Source organism: Labrys okinawensis (genome assembly GCF_047345005.1).
Lineage (GTDB): Bacteria > Pseudomonadota > Alphaproteobacteria > Rhizobiales > Labraceae > Labrys > Labrys okinawensis.
The window spans coordinates 898,186-918,576 of record NZ_CP178864.1 but is presented as its reverse complement, the minus strand read 5'-3'; the positions used below and the strand labels follow the sequence as shown (position 1 = coordinate 918,576).

Genomic DNA, 20,391 nt, shown 5'->3' with positions numbered 1-20,391 from the left:
CTGGCAAGCTCGGCGAAACCTCGATTGGGGGGCCCGCTCTTCGCTCAGGCCCAGCCGAATAACGATGGCTGATCGTCCGGCAGGGCGCCCTCGATCTTCAGGAGCCGGCGCTTGGTCTCCACGCCGCCATAGGCGGAGAAGCCACCGGATTTGCCGCCCGCCGCGAGCACGCGGTGGCAGGGCATCACGATCGGATGCGGGTTCTGGCCCATCGCCTTGCCAACGGCCTGCGCCAGCAGGGGATCGCCGAGCTTTTTGGCGATCTCGCCATAGGTCATGGTCGAGCCGCGCGGAATGGCGCGGGCAATCGCATAGACTTGGCGGTTGAAGTCTGGGACATGGTCGGTGTCGAGCTCGATCCAGCGGAGATCGACAGGCTCGCCAGCCAGCAGAGCCTGGATGCCGGCAATGGCCTTCGTCACCTCCGGCGGCGGCTCCGCTTCGACGGCGCCGGGTAGCAGCCGTTTCATGCGAGCCCTGAGGGCGTGGCCATCGGCCGAAGGCAACTGCACGCTGACAAGCCCCTTTCCTCCCCAGGCCAGGGCGCAGGCGCCGATCTCGGTTTCAAAAAGAGCGAAGTGAATGGAAGTCGTCACTGCCTCTCCTCACCATAATGGGGATCGGCACATCAGCACGGGCAGGCCTATGCCGCCACCCGATTTCTGTGCCCAGTTCCATCATCATAGACCGGGAATCACCCGAACCGGAACCTTTTCGGCCCCGCTCGCTTATACCCCGCGAATTGGCCCAAACGGTTCTTGACCCGCTCCCAATCGCCGCCAGCTCCCGCGAAGGCACAATTATCACCTGAAAAACGGCGTTTTTCGGTGACTTCTCCCTGTAGATGCGTTGGCGATACCTATCCTCCGTGCGATAAGGCGACCGGACGAATCATAGAAAGGATAACATCATGACCGTCAGCACCATCGATCTTGCCGACCGTATTGCCGCCGCTCATGGCCTGACCAAGACTGCCGCTAAGGCAGCCGTCGAAGACGTTCTGAAGGGCATCGCCGAAGCGGCTGTGAAGGGCGAGGAAGTCTCCCTCAACGGCTTCGGCAAGTTCAAGGTGCAGGCCAAGCCGGAGCGCGATGGCCGCAATCCCTCGACCGGCGCTCCGATGAAGATCGCCGCTTCGAAGAAGGTCGTGTTCCAGCCCGCCAAGGCACTCAAGGACGCCGTGAACGGCTAATTCCCCGGTCATCAAGACTTTTCGAGAAGGGATGGCGCCATGGCTCCGTCCCTTTTTTTTGGCCTATAGGCGGGGAAGGCCATGTCTGCCTGTGCCAATGCCTCGCCAGGCGGCCCCCGTCAGGGGCCCTGCAGTTCCACGATCACGCCGTTCGGATCCTGCAGGAAACATTGCCGGACGGCCGTGCCGGGCAGGCAATCGGGCCCGCGATAGCGCACTCCCAGCCGGTCGAGATGGGCCACCGCGTCATCAAGTGAATCGACCTGGAAGGCGAAGTGATCGACCGTGTTGCCCACCCGCGCCGAGCCCTCCGCCACTTCCCTCAAATGCACCGCCGGCTGCAGGCCGTCATAGAGCCAGGCTCCCGCAAAATCGAAGTCGGGCCGCTCACCCTGCTCCAGGCCAATGACCTTCGTATAGAAATCGATGGTGCCCTGCAGATCGCTGGTGCGGATGTTGATGTGCTGAAGCCGAACCGCCATGGCGTTCTCCCTAGAGCAAAATGCGTTCAGGCAAGAGCGGATTACGAAATTAACTTGTTGGTACCAAAAGCATTTTGCGATTCTTGGTGATTCCATTTGAAAGTAAAGCGCTCTAATATTTCTTGGAGAGCTTATGCGGAGCTGGCGCGATCTACCACCGCCCCTGCGGCCCCTTGAGGAAATCCACGAAGGCGCGCAGGGGTGCGGGCATGTGGCGGCGGCTGGAATAGTAGAGATAGGGGCCGGAGAATGCCTCCTCCCATTCCGGCAGGATGCGCTCGAGAACGCCACTGGCAAGCGCCGGCGCCAGGAATTCCTCGAAGCTGCGAATGATGCCGAGCCCCTCGATGGCAGCCTGCACCTGCATTTCCATGGCCGTCGCCACCAACGGGCCGGCGGGCGTGATCGTCACGCTTTCTCCCTCGCGCTCGTATTCCCAGCGGGGCGTGTTGCCGCTGTCGAAGCGGTGGCGGATGCAGGCGTGGCGCAGGAGGTCGTCGGGATGGGCGGGACGGCCATGCTGGGCGAGATAGGCGGGCGAGGCGGCGGTGACGAAGCGCTGGGTGCGCGGACCAAGCGGCACGCGGATCATATCGCGCTCCAGGCTCTCGTCGTAACGGATGCCGGCGTCGAAACCGGCCGCGAACACGTCGATGAAGCTGTCATGGCCGACGATCTCCAGCGTGATGCCGGGGTGGCGACGCATGAACTCGCCGAGCATGCGCGGCAGCACCGCCCGCGCCACGATGGTGGGCACGTTGAGTCGGAGCGTGCCCATCGGCGTGTCGCGGAAATCGTTGACGGCATCGAGCGCCGCCGCCACCTCGCCGAGCGCCGGAGCCAGCCTTTCGAGCAGGCGCTGGCCGGCCTCGGTGGGCGTGACGCTACGCGTCGTGCGGTTGAGCAGGCGCACGCCAAGCCGCGCCTCCAGCCGGCGCAGGGCCTCGCTGAGGGCCGAGGCCGAGGTCCCCCGCTTCATTGCCGCGCCGCGAAAGCTGCGCGCCAGGGCAACAGCCGCGAAGGCGTCGAGATCGGCGAGGTCCATATCGGGCATTGTGCGGATTTCCGTACAGCTTGTGCAAACTCCATCGGATTATCGCACGGAACAGTCTGCGGCATAATCCTTTCACTGGATCCAAACATCTTGGGAGTTTCGCCATGCAGATGCGTCAACTGGGCAAGACCGGCCCGCTTTCCTCCGCCCTCGGCCTCGGCTGCATGGGCATGTCAGGCATGTACGGCCCCTCGGAACGGGCAGAGAGCATCGCCACCATCCACGCCGCCCTCGATGCCGGCATCAACCTGCTCGACACCGGCGATTTCTATGGCATGGGCCATAACGAGATGCTGATCGGCGAAGCACTGAAGGGGGTTCCCCGCGACAAGGTAGTCCTCTCGGTCAAATTCGGCGGCCTACGCGATCCCGCGGGCGGCTGGACCGGTTTCGATGGCCGTCCTGCCGCGGTGAAGAACTTCCTCGCCTATACGCTGCAGCGCCTCGGCGTCGATCATATCGACATCTACCGTCCGGCCCGTCTCGATGCCAACGTACCGATCGAGGATACGGTGGGCGCCATCGCCGACATGGTGAAGGCGGGCTATGTCCGGCATATCGGCCTCTCGGAGGTCGGCAGCGCAACCATCCGCCGCGCCGCCGCGGTGCATCCAATCGTCGACCTGCAGATCGAATACTCGCTGATCTCGCGCGGCATCGAGGACGGCATTCTCGCCACCTGCCGCGAGCTCGGCATCGGCATCACCGCCTATGGCGTGCTCTCGCGCGGGCTGATCAGCGGCCACTGGCAGAAGGACAGCGCCGGGCAAGGCGATTTCCGCGCCTTCAGCCCTCGCTTCCAGACCGGAAACGTCGACCAGAACCTCGCTCTGGTCGAGGCGCTTCGCAAGGTTGCAGACGCGAGGAAGGTGAGCGTGGCGCAGATCGCCATCGCCTGGGTGGCTGCGCAGGGCGAAGACATCGTGCCGCTCGTCGGCGCCCGTCGCCGCGACCGCCTCGCCGAGGCTCTGGGCGCCCTCGACGTGACATTGACACGGGATGATCTTGCCGCCATCGAGGCCGCCGTGCCGAAGGACGCCGCCGCCGGCACGCGCTATGCCGCCGCGCAGATGGCCCATCTCGACAGCGAGCACTGACGGGGAGGACGCCCCTGGGAGCGCGGACGTCTCGTCTGCTCCTGAAACGGTTGCGATACAAGTAAGCGCGATGCGATTGTCAACAGCAGCATCGCGCTTGCTTGCGTGACCTTTGCTTCAAGAGCGGATCGTCCGACACTCACTTGAGTGTCGGAGGGACGTCCGCACTCCCTGCAGTCAAGTCGGCCCAGCGCCCGGGCGTGAGGCCGAAGGCCTTCTTGAAGTGGCGGGTCAGGTGGCTCTGGTCGGCAAAGCCGGTGGCCGCGGCGATTTCCGCCAGGGGTTCGCCGGCCTCGATCATGGTACGGGCCTGGCCGAGACGGCGCATCAGCAGGAAGCGATGCGGGCTGGTGGCGAAGGCCCTGCGGAAATGGCGGTAGAGCGTGAAGCGGTCGAGCCCGGCGACATCCTCCAGCTCCTCGGAGCGCACCGCCTCCAAAGCATGGGCTTCCAGGTAATCGCGCGCCCGCTCGACCTGCCGCAGAGCGAGCGGCCCCAGCGGTTTGAGGGGCTGGCCGGCGTGACGGGCGAGCCCCCTCGCGATGCGGGCGACAAGATCGTCGGCCGCGAGATCCTCAAGCCCTTGATCGAGAGGTCCAAGAAGGGACAGGATCTCGTCGCGCAATTCAGGATCGTCGAAGACCGGCTGGTGCACGAAGGGCAGGCCCGCTCCGCCCTCGCCGAGGCCGCGCAACAGCAAGGATGGTTCGAGATAGATCATGCGGTAGTGCAGGCCAGCCTCGGTGCCAGCGCCGCCGTCATGCACCTCGTCGGGATGCAGCACGATGACCTGGCCGGGCAGGCTGACGCGCGAGGCGCCGCGATACTGGAATGTTTGCACCCCGCCCAGGGTGACGCCCACGGCATAGGTGTCGTGCCGGTGCAACTCGAAGACCCTGCCCTGGAAATACGCCTCGATACGTTCGATGCCGGGCAGAGCGGGCGCGGTACGAATGCTCTCGGCGCTCTCACACAAACGTTCAAGACCGTGGAAGGCCTGCCGCTCTAAAGCATGCGGCCTATCGCCCGACGGCATTGGAGCCTCGAAAGTAACCATCCATGTTCGATACTAAATTTACAATCGTATTGCGAGACGATCTTGCCCCCTGGCAGGCGCTCAACGTCACCGCCTTCCTCACCAGCGGCGTCGTCGCCGGGGCTCCCGAGATCATCGGCGAGCCCTATCGCGACCGCGCCGGCCATTTCTACAACGCCCTGTCGGCCCAACCCGCCATCGTGCTCGCCGCTGACGCCGCAACCATGGCGACGATCCATCGCCGCTCGCTGGAGCGCGGCGTGCGCACCTCGCTCTATATCGAGGAGATGTTCGCAACAGGCCACGACGCTGCCAACCGCGCGGTCTTCGCCGAACATGCGCCCGAGGACGCCAGGGTGGTGGGGATTGCGCTGCGGACGGACAAGAAACTCGTCGACAAGATCACCAAGGGCGCGAGGATGCATCCGTAGGGGAGTGAGAAGATATATCGAAGAGCGCGACGCAAAGCCTTCCCCAGCTTCGTGGTGGAGGCTCGCGTTGCACCCTTTAGACCAGTGCCTATGCCTACAATGAGCCACCTCCCCTCGTCAGAAAGGCGGCCACTCCTTTAATTATTTAGCCAGCTCCATTATTTCTTTTTCTTCGCTACCAATTCCTTGGCATAGTCGTTGAGCTCATCCAGGCTGCCCTTCACATCCGTCCGGGTGCCGGCGATCAGTTCTTCGAGTTCGATGCCCCAGCGGTCGCCCAGGGCCGGCCAGTCGGCGTCCTGCCAAAAGTTCACGGCGGTGACCTTGGCGGTGTCCGAGAGCGCCTTGGAAAGGTCGGCACTGAATTTCTGGTTGAATGCCGGGCTGGTCAGCACGCTGGTGCGATTGAGGCCGCCGAAATTGCCGGCGTCGAGATTGCGCTGCTCATTCTCCTTCGAGGTCGCCCAGGCGATGAAAAGACCGGCGCATTTGCGCGCATCATCGTCCTTGTTGCCCTTCACGCCGATGGCAAGGCCGTGGGCATAGCCGCCGCCGGTCAGTGGCGAAGGCGGGGCGGCAAAACCGACCTTGTCCGTCACCTTGGAGACCTTGGGATCGAGGGCGAGGGCGCCGAGCGGGCTCGATTCGATCAGCAGCGCCACCTGGCCGGAAAGGAAGGCGCCGGTCGATTCATCCCAGCTGCCCGTCTTGGTGCCGGGAGCGGAATATTTGAACAGATCGAGATAGGTCTGTGTGGCCTTCACGCCGGCATCGGAATCGAAGGTCGGCTTGTCGCCGTCGAACCATTGCCCGCCGAAACCTTTGAAATAGGGCATCCAGCGCCAGACATTGGCACCCGAACCGCGCTGTCCGCGCAGGGCGATGCCATAGACGCCGTGATCGGGATCGTGCAGCTTCTTTACATCGGCGATCAGGTCATCGAGCGTCGTGGGTGGCTTCAAGCCGGCCTTGTCCAACAGGTCCTTGCGGTAGACCATGAGGTCGCCGCCGCCGGTGACCGGCGCAAAATAGGGCTTGCCATCGAAGGTCGCGACCTTCTGGCGGCCGGGATCGAAATCGGCGAAATCATACTCCTTGGGATAGTAGTCAAGGACCGGATAGATCCACTTCGAGGACGCAAAGAGCGCGACGTTCGCCTCATCGATATAATAGACGTTGTATTTGCCGATGGTGGAAGCATCCGCGCGGGACTTTGCGCGCCGGTCGTTCTCGTTGAGATAGTCGATCTGGAAGCTGGCGCCGCTCAGCTTCTCGAATTCATCCTTGTTTTTCTCGTTGAGAGCGAGACTGTCTTGAGGCTGAGCCAGCACGCGCACGGTATTCTTGCAAATGCCGTCAGCTTGAGCGGCGACTATGCCTGCGGCGAGAGCCATGACAGCACCCACAGCGGCGCCGTAGACCTTGGATTTGTTCATCAGCGTTTCCTCTATATATTCTGGTGCAGAGTAGGGTTAGCTCTGGCATTGCCTTACCGGCGTCCGGCTTCTGTGGCCGATATGCCTGGTAGGACGTAGGAATCTTGATTGAATTCTCAGCGCATCGAGATTTGACCCCTCGTTATGCCCACGACCACCGGCCGGGTGCTCCGGCCTGACCGTTAAATGTGGGACACTACCATACTACGAAGTCGGGCATTCCAGCGCAGAGGCCATAAAGGCAAGGCCCCGCAGTCGGCCAGTCGATGTCGGTAGAAGGGGCGCTCCCAATCGGAGCGCTTGCGCGTTTTCGCGACATTTTGGCAGAGTTTGATATGCGACGCCCCGGCCCGTCAAGGACTTTGGTCAAGCGCGGCTCTCAAGCGCCATCATTAGCAACCATGAAGGCAGATGGCTCCCGAGGCGCTACCGCGAGCAGGAGGGATTCAGGCAGTTTACGTCAACCGGTTCCTCTATGCCTTGACATGCGCCACGGTGCCGCCGGTCACGCGCACCAATTCGACCGGGGAGGTGCGGAAGGCATGGGTGGGCGAGCCCGCCGCGGCCCAGATCGGATCGAGCACCATCAAATCCTCATCGATCAGGATCAATGCGGGCGCCAGATGGCCGACAGGCGCCACCCCGCCGACGGCAAACCCGGTGACCTGTTCCACCCAGGCGGGATCGGCGCGTTCGATCTTGCGCCCGAGCGCCGTCCCCACCTTGGCGCGGTCGATGCGGTTGACGCCGGAGGCAACCACCAGGACGGGGGTCTCGCCGCTGCGGAAAATGATCGACTTGGCGATCTCGGCCTCTGTGCATCCCACCGAAGCCGCCGCCTCCGCCACCGTATGCGTGCCCTCTGCAAACTCTGTGATGGTATCGGGATGGCCAGCCGACAGCAGGGCCTGCCGGACACGATCGACGGAATGGGGCATGGGAGGACTCACGCGATGGGCGGAACAAGGTAGCCAAGAAGGGCCGCCCTTCCAAGACGGAGTGAGGATCGGAGGTCGATCACCGATCGACAATCTTGGAAACGTTGTGTTCGCAGGAAGGGGGAAATGTCGATCGGTGATCGACCCTCCAATCTCGCATCTCATCCCCCTCTGGACGCCAGGCGATTCCGGGTCTAGGCTGACAACCGTTCCGAGGGGTGTCCCGCGCAAGCGGGGCTGAGATGGCCCAGAGCCGAACTCTTCGAACCTGATCCGGGTCATGCCGGCGAAGGGACGGGAACTGCGGGCCTGGCATCAGGCCCAAGGACCAGGTTGCAATACCAGGGTCCGCCCAGACAATCGTCGCCCCGGATCTCCAACACTCGCTTCGAGGAGGAGATCCATGAACTACCAAGCCCCCAAAGACAAAACAGCTGCGCCGCAAAGCGTCACCACCGGGCCGATCCAAGGTTCGCGCAAGGTCTATGCCGCGCCCGCCTCGCATCCCGGGATGCGCGTGCCCTACCGCGAAATCTGCCTCGGCGATCCCGCGCTCGAGCCCGTGCGCGTGTACGACCCCTCCGGCCCCTATACGGATGATGGCGCGGCCATCGACCTGCAGCAGGGCCTGCCCGCCGTGCGCGACGCCTGGATCGCCGCCCGTGGCTTTGCCGCCATCGAGGGCCGCGCCGTCAAGCCCGAGGACAATGGCCATGTCTCGGCCGAACGCCTGGTGCAGCCTTGCCCGGCCGAACGCGTTCTGCGCCGCGGCGCTGACGGCCAGCGCGTCACCCAATACGAGTTCGCACGCGCCGGCCTGATCACGGAAGAGATGGTCTATGCCGCCTTCCGCGAAAACCTCGCCCGCGAAAGGGCGCTGGAGGGCGCTGCAGGGCGGAGAGCCGACGGTGAGGATTTCGGCGCCGCGATTCCCGACTTCGTCACGCCCGAATTCGTGCGCGACGAGATCGCGCTGGGACGGGCCATCCTGCCCGCCAACATCAATCATGCCGAGCTTGAGCCGATGGTCATCGGCCGCAATTTCCTGGTGAAGGTCAACGCCAATATCGGCAATTCCGCCGTGACCTCCGGCGCCGCCGAGGAGGTGGAGAAGCTTGTCTGGGCCACGCGCTGGGGTGCGGACACGGTGATGGACCTTTCCACCGGGCGCAACATCCACAATATCCGCTCATGGATCATCCGGAACTCTCCCGTGCCGATCGGAACCGTGCCGATCTACCAGGCGCTGGAGAAGGTGGACGGCGATCCGCTCAAGCTCGACTGGGAGGTGTTCAAGGACACGCTGATCGAGCAGGCCGAGCAGGGCATCGACTATTTCACCATTCATGCCGGCGTGCGCCTCGCCCATGTGCCGCTGACGGCCCGGCGCGTCACCGGCATCGTCTCGCGCGGCGGCTCGATCATGGCGCGCTGGTGCCTGGCCGGCCATCGCGAGAACTTCCTCTATGAGCATTTCGCCGACATCTGCGACATCATGCGCCGCTACGACGTCTCCTTCTCGCTCGGCGACGGCCTGCGCCCCGGCTCGATCGCCGATGCCAACGATGCCGCCCAGTTCGCCGAGCTTGAAACCCTGGGAGAGCTCACGAAGATCGCCTGGGACAAGGGGTGCCAGGTGATGATCGAGGGGCCTGGACATGTGCCCATGCACAAGATCAAGCAGAACATGGACAAGCAGCTCGCCGCCTGCGGCGAGGCGCCCTTCTATACGCTCGGGCCGCTCACCACAGATATCGCACCGGGCTACGACCATATCACCTCCGGCATCGGCGCGGCGATGATCGGCTGGTTCGGCACGGCGATGCTCTGCTATGTCACGCCGAAAGAGCATCTCGGCCTGCCCAACCGCGACGATGTGAAGACCGGCGTCATCACCTACCGCATCGCTGCCCATGCCGCCGATCTCGCCAAGGGCCATCCGGCCGCCCGCATCCGCGACGATGCGCTCTCGCAGGCGCGCTTCGATTTCCGCTGGGAGGATCAGTTCAACCTCTCGCTCGATCCGGATACGGCACGCGCCTTCCATGACGAGACCCTGCCGAAGGACGTGCACAAGGTCGCTCATTTCTGCTCGATGTGCGGGCCGAAATTCTGCTCGATGAAGATCACGCAGGATCTTCGTCAAGAGGTGCGCGACATGGAGGCGCTGGCCATGGAGAAGGCAGCAGCCGAAGGCATGGCGGCCAAGTCGCGCGAGTTCCTCGAACAGGGCGGAGCGCTCTATGTTCCGGCCGGGTAAGCGCGAGCACATCGCCGTGGTCGGGGCCGGCGTCGCCGGCCTCGTCGCGGCGCTGGAATGTGCTATGCGGGGCGCCGAAGTCGAGGTGCTGGAGCGCGCGCCCATCCTCGGCGCACGCGCCTGCTCCTGGCTCGCCGGCGGCATGCTGGCGCCCTGGTGCGAGCGCGAGAGCGCCGAGCCCGCCGTGATGGAACGTGGCCAGCTCGCGCTCGAATGGTGGCCTCGTCATTTCCCCGACACGGTCCAGCGCGGTACGCTGGTGGTGGCCCCGCCCCGCGACGAGAGCGAGATTGCCCGCTTTGCCCGTCGCACCCAGGCGCATGTCGCGGTCGATGCCCTCGGCATTGCCGGGCTTGAACCCGATCTCGCCGGCCGCTTCCAGCGGGGCCTGTTCTTTCCACGCGAGGCCCATCTCGACCCGCGCCGCGCTCTGGCAGCTTTGGCCGGTGCGCTGGAGGATCTCGGCGTCGTCCTTCGCTTCAGCGTCGAGGCCGATCCGCAAGCGCTCGTGGCCGATACCGTGCTCGACTGCCGGGGCTTCGCGGCCCGTGAGACCTTGCCCGGTCTGCGAGGCGTGCGCGGCGAGATGGTGATCGTCAGGGCGCCCGGCGTGACGCTGTCGCGGCCGGTGCGCTTCCTGCATCCGCGCTTCCCGCTCTATATCGTGCCCCGCGCCGGTGCCCATTTCATGATCGGCGCCACCATGATCGAGAGCGAGCATCCGGGGCCGCCGACGGTGCGCTCGGCCATGGAACTGCTCAATGCCGCCTTCACCCTGCACCCTGCTTTTGGCGAAGCCGAAATCGTCGAGCTCGACGCCGATCTGCGCCCGGCATTCCCCGACAATCTGCCACGCCTGACCCGACAGGGCCGGGTCCTCTCCCTCAACGGCCTGTTCCGCCACGGCTTCCTGCTCTCGCCGGCCCTGGCTCGGGAAGCGGCCGACCTCATCCTGCCGCGCAAGGAGGTACGCTATGACCTTGACCATCAATGGTGAGACGCAGGAGGCCGCCGCCGAAACGCTGGCGCGGCTGCTCGAGACGCTGGAACTCGCCGAGGCCGTGGTGGCCACGGCGATAAACGGGCGTTTCGTGCGCGCGGCGGATCGCGGAAGGACCGCGCTGCGGGATGGGGATTCGGTTGAGATTCTCGCGCCGATGCAGGGAGGATGATCCTGGGAGCGCGGACGTCTCGTCCGCCTCTTACGCTTCTACAAGCGTCACGGTTCCGCGATGCGGACGAGACGTCCGCGCACCCAGGAACCCACGCCCTCCCCTCGAATGAGCCACTTCATGACCGACCCTCTCACCTTCTACGGCACCCCGTTCGCCTCGCGCCTCCTTCTCGGGACGGCGCAATATCCCTCGCCCGCCATCCTTACCGAGGCCGTGGGCGCCTCCGGAGCCGGCATCGTCACCGTGTCGCTGCGACGGGAGGCGGGGTCGCAGCGCAGTGGCCAGACTTTCTGGCAGCTGATCCGCGACCTCGGCGTCCGCGTGCTGCCCAACACCGCTGGCTGCCATACGGTGCAGGAGGCCGTCACCACCGCCGAGATGGCGCGGGAGGTGTTCGGCACCACCTGGGTCAAGCTCGAAGTCATCGGCGAAGCCGATACGCTGCAACCCGATGTCTTCGGCCTGGTCGAGGCCGCGCGCATCCTCGCCAGGGACGGCTTCGAGGTCTTTCCCTATACGACCGAGGATCTCGTGGTCGCCGACCGGCTGGTCGAGGCAGGCTGCAGGGTGCTGATGCCCTGGGGCGCGCCGATCGGCTCGGGCCGCGGCCTCAACAATGTCTACGGTCTGAGGGCGTTGCGTGCGCATTTCCCCGGCATTCCCCTGGTTGTCGATGCCGGCATCGGCACGCCCTCGCATGCGGCGCAGGCGATGGAACTCGGCTATGACGCCATCCTGCTCAACACGGCCGTAGCGAAGGCGGGGGACCCAGCCGGCATGGCGCGCGCCTTCGCCCTCGCCATCGAGGCCGGGCGCCTCGCCTTCCTTGCCGATCCGATGACGCCGCGCGACATGGCGGCGCCCTCTACCCCCGTGCTTGGTCAGGCGGTCCTCGCATGAACGGACTCGATCCCTTCTACCCTGTGGTCGACAGCGTCGACTGGGTCGCCCTCCTCGTGAAGGAAGGTGCCAAGCTGATCCAGCTGCGCATCAAGGAGCGCAACGACGAGACCGTATTGCCCGACGTCACGGCCGCTCTGGCACTCTGCCGAGCCGCCGGCGCGGAACTCGTCGTCAACGACTACTGGCGGGCTGCGATCGAAGCCGGAGCAAGCTTCCTGCATCTCGGCCAGGGCGATCTCGACACTGCGGATGTGCCGGCCATCCGCCGCGCTGGGCTGCGGCTCGGCATCAGCACGCATGATCATGCCGAGCTTGAGCGGGCGATCCGTTTCGATCCCGACTATGTCGCCCTGGGCCCTATCTATCCGACCACGCTCAAGGCGATGCCCTTCGCGCCGCAGGGGCTCGCGCGCATCGGCGAATGGAAGCGGCTAATCGGGGGCCGCCCCCTCGTCGCCATCGGCGGCATCTCGCTGGAGCGGGCGCAGGGCTGCCTCGATGCCGGCGCCGATGTCGTCGCCATGGTGAGCGACGTCACCAGGCATCCCGATCCGCCCGCCCGCATCCGCGACTGGCTGGCGGCGACGCGGCATCCGGCGGCATGATACCGACGGTTCTCACCATCGCCGGCTCGGACTCGGGTGGGGGAGCGGGCATCCAGGCCGATCTCGCCGCCTTTCGTGCCTTCGGCGTACACGGCGCCAGCGCCATCACGGCGATCACCGCGCAGAATACACTTGGCATCTCTGCCATCCACGAGGTGCCACTAGCCATGCTGAGGGCGCAGATCGAAGCCGTGCTCGCCGATTTCGAGGTGAAAGCCGTGAAGATCGGCATGGTGCCCAGCCCCGATCATATCGGCATCATCGCCGAAATCCTGGCCGGGACAGGCCTGCCCGTCGTGCTCGATCCCGTCCTCTCCGCCAGCACCGGTCGCGCGCTCGGTCGCGCCGGTACTCCCGAAGCCCTGCGCGAGCATCTTCTGCCCCTCGTGGCCGCCCTGACGCCGAACCTGCCCGAGGCGGCGGCGCTACTGGCCGTGGGGGAGGCCGCCGACGAGGAGGCCATGCGCAGCCAGGCCTCGGCGCTTCTTGCTTTCGGTCCCCGGGCGGTGCTGCTCAAAGGTGGCCATGGCTCGCTCGACGAGGCCATCGACATGCTGGCGACGGAGCAGGGCATCACGCGCTTCGCCGCTCCCTGGGTGGAGACCACCAATCTGCACGGGACCGGCTGCGCACTATCCGCGGCCCTGGCGGCGGGCATCGCGCTCGGCCATCCTCTTGACATCGCCGTCGCCCGAGCCAAATCATGGCTGAGGGGGCGGTTGATCGCCGGCGCAGGCCTTCGCATCGGCCATGGAAAAGGCCCGGCCCTGTCGCCCGAAGCGGTTTAGTGGAAAGCCATGCGCTAGACGCAGGGCAGTTGTTACATTGCGGCAAAGCAATCCAGAAGCGCATTCCACCCCATAATGTGGCGCGAATGGGGCAGGTTCTTTGCACAATTGCTGGGCGATTTTATTGGCCGAGTCCCATGTTGCAGAGCAGCATTTTCTCGGCCGGAAGCATAAAGTACCCCCAAAGGGCCGTTCATTGCTAGGGAACCCCATAATACCTGCTGTACGCCGCGATTCATATTTTACGTATAGATTTATGGAATTTTCGGATGTTCTTGATATATTAAATTCTATATAAGTATTTATGAGACCTATGGTCGGTGTTAAGTGGATATTAACTACGAACTGTCACAAACCCTGTCTTAATTTTGCCTTGGAATCTGCGCGAGACCGTCACCAGACGGAGGGCTGGTGTGGCGAAAACGCTACAGACTCTGTCAACGCTTTCAGGTTATAAGCAGCCACTGTGATTTTTCGGTTTTGGAGTTTAGTTCAATGAAAATGCGTTTGGCTCTCGCGGCCTTGCTGCTCACTTCGACCTCGGCCTTCGCTGCCGACCTCGCCCCCCAGCCGGTCGAGCCGGCCGCCCCGGCCGTTCTTCCGGTTTACAACTGGACTGGCTTCTATGCCGGTCTCCATGCTGGTGCCATCATTGGACAGGGCAAGCTTGACAGTGCCGACTTCAACAGCACCGGTTTCATCGGTGGCGTGCATGCCGGCTACAATGTCCAGTTCGACGGCGGCTGGGTCGTCGGCCTTGAGACCGACATCGACTACTCGAGCTTCAACAAGTCCGAGACGGTGACGAACGGCGTCGTTACGGCCCGCGCCAAGTTCAAGAACGAGTGGGATGGCTCGACCCGCGCTCGCGTCGGTTATGCCTTCGACAACATCCTGCCCTACATCACGGGCGGTGTTGCTTATGGTGACGAGAAGGTCAGCATCGCTGGCGGCGGCTCCAATACCGACACCCGCGTTGGCTGGACGGCCGGTGCCGGCGTCGAATACGCCATCGACCAGAACTGGATCGTCCGTGGCGAGGCCCGCTACATCGACCTCGGCTCGAATAACACCAACTTCGCTGGCACCCGCCACAAGGTCAAGTTCGACGGCACCGACCTGAACCTCGGCGTCAGCTACAAGTTCTGATCCGCGTATCTGGATCATTGAGTGGGAAGAGCCCGGCGAAAGCCGGGCTTTTTCGTTGCGCGCAGCCAAGAGCGCTTTGCGACCTGACGGCATCGACAAAAATCGCAAAGGCCAAGGGCTCATAGGGTATAGATCCTGCCCCCCCGGATCCCCTTCTCGCAGTCACAGGCAAAAGCTTGCGACATGCTCGCCGTGGATGACAGCCTCTCGTTGCCCGTTGGGGATCGTGTCTAAAGCCACCATGCTCCCGTGAGATCTGCCGCTGGTTCGATGTAACACGCCCTCGAAAGATGAGGCGGCGGTCACCAAGTATCCTTACGCGCGGGACCGTCGACTCGCGGCGCCACGACATCAATGCAAGCAATTCACAGACCGTTTCGCAAAATGCAATGTCGCAGGCTTGATATGGGCCCTGCCGCTCGCATGCCGCCCAAACCCATCATCGCAAATCTACTCATCGACTATCTCTGCAAGTATTTCCAGATAATCGCTTCTTAACATCTCATTAATAGTAATATGCGAAGCATGGAAGTTATCATTGAGCAATTAATACAATATTAACTATAATCTATCTAACGCTACACCATCAAGTGTAGTAAGGCCGCACGAAATTATCATTCGATTCTTATGTGATGTTGCAAGAAAGCTACAGACTCGAACCACCATCTCTGTATATATAGCGCCATCGTAACCCTCTTCTTTGGGAACCCCTGTTATGAAACTGCGCTTGGCTCTCGCGGCTGTCCTGCTCACTTCGGTCCCAGCTTTCGCTGCCGACCTCGCCCCCCAGACGGTCGAGCCGGCTGCTCCGGTTGCCGCTCCTGTCTATAACTGGACCGGCTTCTACGCCGGCCTTCACGCCGGCGCCCTGATTGGACAGGGCAAGCTTGACAGTGCCGACTTCAACAGCACGGGCTTCATCGGTGGCGCGCATGCCGGCTACAATGCCCAGTTCGATGGCGGCTGGGTCGTCGGCCTTGAGACCGACATCGACTACTCGAGCTTCAACAAGTCCGAGACGGTGACGAACGGCGTCGTTACGGCCCGCGCCAAGTTCAAGAATGAGTGGGATGGCTCGACCCGGGCCCGCCTCGGTTATGCCTTCGACAACATCCTGCCCTACGTGACTGGCGGTGTTGCCTATGGTGACGAGAAGGTCACCGTCGCTGGCGCCGGCTCCAATTCCGACACCCGCGTTGGCTGGACGGCCGGTGCCGGCGTCGAATACGCCGTCGATCAGAACTGGATTGTCCGCGGCGAGGCCCGCTACATCGACCTCGGTTCGAATAACGTCAACCTGGGCGGCACCCGTCACAAGGTCAAGTTCGACGGCACCGACCTGAACCTTGGTGTCAGCTACAAGTTCTGATCCGCCGGATCAGGATAGCTAGAGGCAGGGCCCGGCATTCGCCGGGCCCTTTTTGTTGGCATGAGCAAAGCATCGCCTTGCGTCAGCCTCCCGATTCAGGACAAATTGCTGCTTTCATTGCCCACTATTCGCATCGCAATCCCTTTGCCCGAAAGTCATTGCATGTCTTCCCTCGTCCAGGACGAACCCTCCCTCATTCGCCAGACCGGTTTCGTGCTGTTCTGGTCGGCCCGCGTCCTGTCGACGAGTTGCTTCCAGATCGTTGCGGTCGTCATCGGCTGGCAGATGTACGCGCTCACCAGTTCAACCTTCAATCTCGGCCTGGTGGGCCTGTGCCAGTTCCTGCCGATGCTTCTGCTGACCATCCCGGCCGGCCATGTTGCCGATCGCTTCGACCGGCGCGTCATCGTGCGTACCTGTCAGTTTGTCGAGGGCCTCACGGCCCTGGGGCTTGCCCTCGCCTCCTGGTATGGTGTGATCAGCCCGCACGTGATCTTCGCCGCAGCCGTCCTGATCGGCGCCTGCCGCACCTTCGAGGCGCCTACCACGGCCGCCTTGCTGCCGATGGTGGTGAGCCCCGCCATCCTGCCCAAAGCGCTCGCCCTCTCTGCCTCGGCCATCCAGACCGCTACCATCATCGGCCCAGCCCTTGGGGGTGCGCTCTATATCGCCGGCCCAGGGCACGCTTATCTCTTCGTCGCGGTGTTCTACCTCGTCGCCGGCACGCTGGTCTCGCTGCTGCAGCTAGTGACGCCACCCGCCACGCGAGAACCGGCGACGGTGCGCTCGCTGTTCTCCGGCTTCGGCTTCATCAAGAGCCGGCCGATCATCCTCGGCGCCATCTCGCTCGACATGGTCGCGGTGCTGCTCGGCGGCGCCACGGCCCTGCTGCCTGTCTATGCGCGCGACATCCTGCACACCAATTCGCTCGGCCTCGGCGCCCTCCGCGCCTCACCGGCGATCGGTGCGCTCCTGATGTCGCTCGTGCTGACGCGCTGGCCGATGAAGAGCCGTGTCGGCCAAAAGATGTTCGGTGCCGTGGTGGTCTTCGGCATGGGCACGGTGATCTTCGGCCTGTCGGCCTGGTTTCCGCTCTCGATGGTCGCGCTGATTGTGATGGGATCGGCCGACGTGGTCAGCGTCGTCGTGCGTTCGACCCTGGTGCAGCTCGGCACGCCCGATGCCTTGCGTGGGCGGGTCAGCGCCGTCAATTCCATGTTCATAGGCACCTCAAACCAGCTCGGCGAATTCGAATCCGGCATGACCGCGAGCCTGTTCGGCACCGTGCCCGCCGTGGTGCTGGGCGGTGTGGGCACGATTCTCGTGGCGCTGGCGTGGTCGCAGCTGTTCAAGCCCCTGCGCGATGCGGACAGATTTCCGGAGCGGGGCGCGTAGTAATCTTCACGCCATGCGAGGCGACGATTTCGGCAAGGCGTTGAATTACATTGGACAAAAAAAGAACGAATATTGATTTTTATCCATCCCCATGCTTTCATCTTTCCCGGAACGAGGTGTCAGCAGCCGGCGAGGGAACGACCCGGCTCAGAACCCTCCATCCACCCCGAGAGCCTGTCCAGAGCGATGGGCGCACGGCGGTCCTGCTTCTCTCGAAGCCGGCTTCCGGGGGGGTGACGAGCGGGACAGACGGGATCGGCACACCATGGATGTGCCTTGCGATGGCAGGACCACGCGATCAAGATCCCTGGACGGAGCGTGAAGGGCTTGAGCTTGGCGCTGCCTTCGTCCCACCTCCCGCCGATGCGGTGAAGACGGCTCATGCCCCCATCCGGCCGGATGGAAGCGCAGGCCCCTCTACCGAGCCGGCTGGGTCAGGTCCGGACGGTCCGTGCCATCCGCCTTGGCCCGCCTCTGCCTTCTCAGGCGGAAAAACAGGTGGCCTTGTACGCCTTGTCAGCGTGCTCGGCAGCCGGAAGAGGGCGATGGCGTCTGGCCGACAATGCGGCCTGCCATCTTCCATGATCTATGCTTTCACGGCTGCTCCGCAGCCGCCATCGCCCGGTTTCTCTTCATCAACCTAGCCTGACAAGGCGTGGGAACGAGAGTGCTTGCGCGTTACGGTGCGAAAGCGACTGGCATGCGCCGTGCATCAGCTTCGAGCCCGCGAAGAAACCAACCCGAGCGGCACGACAAGACTAAACACCACCGCCCCCATGGAATTCCGGAGGATGTTCTCCGCTTGAAACCATCTCGACAATCACCACACGCCTGCCCATGTTGCCATGATGCAAAACCGCTCCTTCAAACGCGATTCGAAGCCGGCCTCCGTGGAGGAGGTGCCGGATGACCTGACCATCTCCGGCATCGTCGACCGCGTCACCTATCACAACAAGGAAAACGGCTTTGCCGTCCTCAAGGTCAAGGTGAAGGGGCGGCGGGAGCTCGCCACCGTGCTGGCGCGCATCGCCGCCATCGCGCCGGGCGAAAAGCTCGAGGCGAGCGGGCGTTGGAGCAGCGACCCCGAGCGCGGACTGCAGTTCAAGGCCGAGACACTGCAGACCACGCCGCCCGGGTCGGCGTCCGGCATCGAGCGCTATCTCGCCTCCGGCTTCGTGCGCGGCATCGGCCAGGAGACGGCGAAGAAGCTGGTGGCGACCTTCGGCAAGGATACGCTCAAGGTGCTCGACAGCGAGCCCGAGCGCCTCGGCGAAGTGCCCGGCCTGACGCCACAGCGCATCAGGCTGATCCGCGAGGGCTGGAGCGCCCAGCAGGGCTTTCGCGACGTGCTGGTCTTCCTGACCGAGCACGGCCTCGGCCCCACCCGCGCCGCCACGGTGCAGAAGACGCTCGGCGCCAATGCGGTCGAGCTGATCAAGGCCGATCCCTACCGCCTGTCACGCGAGGTGAAGGGCTTCGATTTCCGTACCGCCGACCAGTTCGCCCTCAGCCTCGGCCATGACCGCGAGGACATCTCGCGCCTGACCGCCGGCCTGCTCTGGGCGCTCGGCGAAGCGGCCGCCAACGGCCATTGCGGCGTGCCGCGCGAGGTCCTGTTCGAACGGGCGGCGCGCGTGCTGGAGGTTGAGGAATATCTCCTCAACGCCGCCGCCGCCAAACTGCTCGAAGACAAGCTCATCATCGGCGACACCATCGATGGCGCTCCCTCCTTCTTCCTCCCTCTGCTCTGGAAAGCGGAGGAGGCGGTAGCCAAGCGGCTGAAGCAGATGGCCGGCGGCGCCCCACCCTGGCGCCAGGAGGGCCTCCACCAGGTGGTGATCGACACCGAGGCGCGCACCAGGAAGCGCCTCGCCCCGGCGCAGGCCCTGGCGGTCGAGACGGCGCTCGCCTCCAAGCTCCTGGTCATCACCGGCGGTCCCGGGGTCGGCAAGACCACCATCATCGACACCATCATCAAGGCCCTCGACCGCCGGGAGGTGACGATCTCGCTCTGCGCCCCCACCGGCCGCGCCGCAAAGCGCATGTCGGAGAGCACCGGCCAGGACGCCCGCACCATCCACCGCCTGCTCGAAATCGATCCGGCCTCCGGCACTTTCCGCCGCCAGAAGGCCTATCCGCTCGATGCCGATCTCGTCATCGCCGACGAGGCAAGCATGATCGACATCGAGCTTATGACGGCGCTGCTCGACGCCCTCTCCCCACGCGCGGCCCTCGTCCTGGTCGGGGACGCCGACCAGTTGCCCTCCGTCGGTCCCGGCCAGGTGCTGGCCGACATCATCGCCTCCGACGTCATCCCCGTGGTGCGGCTGACGGAAGTCTTCCGCCAGGCTGAGACGAGCCGCATCATCGCCGCCGCCCACGCCGTCAACCATGGCGAGGTACCGGAGGGCGCAAGGAGCCCGGAGGACGGCGATTTCTTTGTCGTCGACATGGCCTCGCCCGAGGATGGCGCCAACAAGGTCATCGACATCGTCACCACCCGCCTGCCGCGCCGTTTCGGCCTCGACCCGGTGCGCGACATCCATGTGCTGACGCCGATGAACAAGGGCCCACTCGGCTCACAGACGCTGACGCAGGCCCTGCGCGAGGTGCTCAACCCTGGCCGCGAGGGTGCCATTGTGCGCGAATCCGGCACCTTCGCCCCGCGCGACAAGGTCATGCAGATCGACAACGACTATGATCGCGAAATCTTCAACGGCGATATCGGCTTCATCACCCGCACCGACCCCAAGGCCGGCCAGCTCACCGTGAGCTTCGACGGGCGCGATGTGAATTATACCGCCGCCCAGCTCGACAGCCTCGTGCCGGCCTATGCCACGACCATCCACAAGGCACAGGGCTCGGAATATCCGGCCGTGGTGGTGGTGATCTCCAACGCCCACTATCCCATGCTGGCGCGCAACCTGCTTTACACCGCCATCACGCGCGGCAAGCGCCTGGTCGTGGTGGTGGCCGAACGCCGCGCGCTGCGCATGGCCGCCGAGGATGCCATGGGCCGCCGGCGCTGGACGCGCCTGCGCGAGAAGCTGGCGGCGCCGGGAGCTGACGAAAGCTGAGGAC

The 20,391-nt window shown here is 64.2% G+C and carries 19 protein-coding genes and 1 riboswitch; of the genes, 13 read left to right on the top strand and 6 right to left on the bottom strand.

Going from position 1 to position 20,391, the window contains the following annotated elements; all coding sequences use genetic code 11:
• Window positions 1-44: 44 nt before the first annotated feature.
• Window positions 45-596, bottom strand: a complete 552-nt coding sequence (locus ACMDCR_RS04455) for a methylated-DNA--[protein]-cysteine S-methyltransferase (protein ID WP_413991365.1) — start codon at window positions 594-596, stop codon at window positions 45-47.
• Between the two features lie 314 nt (window positions 597-910).
• On the opposite strand from ACMDCR_RS04455, the gene ACMDCR_RS04450 reads away from it, so the two are divergent.
• Complete coding sequence (locus ACMDCR_RS04450) at window positions 911-1,192, top strand: HU family DNA-binding protein (protein ID WP_284316184.1); 282 nt, start codon at window positions 911-913, stop codon at window positions 1,190-1,192.
• 119 nt (window positions 1,193-1,311) lie between these two features.
• On the opposite strand, the gene ACMDCR_RS04445 is transcribed toward ACMDCR_RS04450, so the two are convergent.
• On the bottom strand, window positions 1,312-1,674 hold the full coding sequence (locus tag ACMDCR_RS04445) for a VOC family protein (RefSeq protein WP_413991364.1): 363 nt from the start codon (window positions 1,672-1,674) through the stop codon (window positions 1,312-1,314).
• Window positions 1,675-1,825: 151 nt separating this feature from the next.
• Window positions 1,826-2,728 carry a LysR family transcriptional regulator gene (locus ACMDCR_RS04440; protein ID WP_413991363.1) on the bottom strand — a complete coding sequence of 301 codons (903 nt, stop codon included), beginning with the start codon at window positions 2,726-2,728 and terminating at the stop codon, window positions 1,826-1,828.
• Window positions 2,729-2,832: 104 nt separating this feature from the next.
• Between ACMDCR_RS04440 and ACMDCR_RS04435 the strand changes: the two genes are divergently transcribed.
• Entirely contained in the window at window positions 2,833-3,825 is a 993-nt protein-coding gene (locus tag ACMDCR_RS04435; protein ID WP_413991362.1) for an aldo/keto reductase, read from the top strand.
• A gap of 139 nt (window positions 3,826-3,964) precedes the next feature.
• Here the strand turns inward: ACMDCR_RS04435 and ACMDCR_RS04430 are convergent, their stop codons facing one another.
• Window positions 3,965-4,861, bottom strand: a complete 897-nt coding sequence (locus ACMDCR_RS04430) for an AraC family ligand binding domain-containing protein (protein ID WP_413991361.1) — start codon at window positions 4,859-4,861, stop codon at window positions 3,965-3,967.
• 23 nt (window positions 4,862-4,884) lie between these two features.
• Here ACMDCR_RS04430 and ACMDCR_RS04425 point away from each other — a divergent pair, with 23 nt between their 5' ends.
• Window positions 4,885-5,292, top strand: a complete 408-nt coding sequence (locus ACMDCR_RS04425) for a DUF2000 family protein (RefSeq protein WP_413991360.1) — start codon at window positions 4,885-4,887, stop codon at window positions 5,290-5,292.
• A 158-nt stretch (window positions 5,293-5,450) separates the two neighbouring features.
• Here ACMDCR_RS04425 and ACMDCR_RS04420 read toward each other — a convergent pair whose 3' ends face one another.
• Entirely contained in the window at window positions 5,451-6,728 is a 1,278-nt protein-coding gene (locus ACMDCR_RS04420) for an ABC transporter substrate-binding protein (RefSeq protein WP_413991359.1), read from the bottom strand.
• Window positions 6,729-7,201: 473 nt separating this feature from the next.
• Window positions 7,202-7,666 carry a YbaK/EbsC family protein gene (locus tag ACMDCR_RS04415; protein ID WP_413991358.1) on the bottom strand — a complete coding sequence of 155 codons (465 nt, stop codon included), beginning with the start codon at window positions 7,664-7,666 and terminating at the stop codon, window positions 7,202-7,204.
• A 204-nt stretch (window positions 7,667-7,870) separates the two neighbouring features.
• Window positions 7,871-7,978: riboswitch (TPP riboswitch) on the top strand.
• 91 nt (window positions 7,979-8,069) lie between these two features.
• On the opposite strand from ACMDCR_RS04415, the gene thiC reads away from it, so the two are divergent.
• The 10 genes from thiC to ACMDCR_RS04365 all read left to right on the top strand — a co-directional run bounded on the left by thiC (window position 8,070) and on the right by ACMDCR_RS04365 (window position 20,387).
• Window positions 8,070-9,926, top strand: a complete 1,857-nt coding sequence (gene thiC / locus ACMDCR_RS04410; RefSeq protein ID WP_413991357.1) for a phosphomethylpyrimidine synthase ThiC — start codon at window positions 8,070-8,072, stop codon at window positions 9,924-9,926.
• Entirely contained in the window at window positions 9,910-10,923 is a 1,014-nt protein-coding gene (thiO, locus tag ACMDCR_RS04405) for a glycine oxidase ThiO (protein ID WP_413991356.1), read from the top strand. Before thiC ends, thiO begins: the two co-directional genes overlap by 17 nt.
• On the top strand, window positions 10,901-11,098 hold the full coding sequence (gene thiS, locus ACMDCR_RS04400; protein WP_413991355.1) for a sulfur carrier protein ThiS: 198 nt from the start codon (window positions 10,901-10,903) through the stop codon (window positions 11,096-11,098). The genes thiO and thiS overlap by 23 nt, the downstream gene beginning before the upstream one ends.
• A 120-nt stretch (window positions 11,099-11,218) precedes the next feature.
• Window positions 11,219-12,001, top strand: coding sequence for a thiazole synthase (locus ACMDCR_RS04395; protein WP_413991354.1), 783 nt, complete (start codon window positions 11,219-11,221; stop codon window positions 11,999-12,001).
• Window positions 11,998-12,609: a thiamine phosphate synthase gene (locus tag ACMDCR_RS04390; protein WP_413991353.1), complete on the top strand. Its 612-nt coding sequence runs from the start codon at window positions 11,998-12,000 to the stop codon at window positions 12,607-12,609. Before ACMDCR_RS04395 ends, ACMDCR_RS04390 begins: the two co-directional genes overlap by 4 nt.
• A complete protein-coding gene (gene thiD / locus ACMDCR_RS04385) occupies window positions 12,606-13,397 on the top strand; it encodes a bifunctional hydroxymethylpyrimidine kinase/phosphomethylpyrimidine kinase (RefSeq protein ID WP_413991352.1) in 792 nt (263 codons plus the stop codon). The genes ACMDCR_RS04390 and thiD overlap by 4 nt, the downstream gene beginning before the upstream one ends.
• Window positions 13,398-13,892: 495 nt before the next feature.
• Window positions 13,893-14,546, top strand: coding sequence for an outer membrane protein (locus ACMDCR_RS04380; protein WP_413991351.1), 654 nt, complete (start codon window positions 13,893-13,895; stop codon window positions 14,544-14,546).
• A 715-nt stretch (window positions 14,547-15,261) separates the two neighbouring features.
• Complete coding sequence (locus ACMDCR_RS04375; protein ID WP_413991350.1) at window positions 15,262-15,915, top strand: outer membrane protein; 654 nt, start codon at window positions 15,262-15,264, stop codon at window positions 15,913-15,915.
• 162 nt (window positions 15,916-16,077) lie between these two features.
• A complete protein-coding gene (locus ACMDCR_RS04370) occupies window positions 16,078-17,310 on the top strand; it encodes an MFS transporter (protein WP_413991349.1) in 1,233 nt (410 codons plus the stop codon).
• A gap of 845 nt (window positions 17,311-18,155) precedes the next feature.
• The gene (locus ACMDCR_RS04365) at window positions 18,156-20,387 is read left to right on the top strand and encodes an ATP-dependent RecD-like DNA helicase (RefSeq protein WP_413991348.1); all 2,232 of its coding nucleotides are present in this window, start codon (window positions 18,156-18,158) and stop codon (window positions 20,385-20,387) included.
• The last annotated feature ends 4 nt before the right edge of the window (window positions 20,388-20,391 follow it).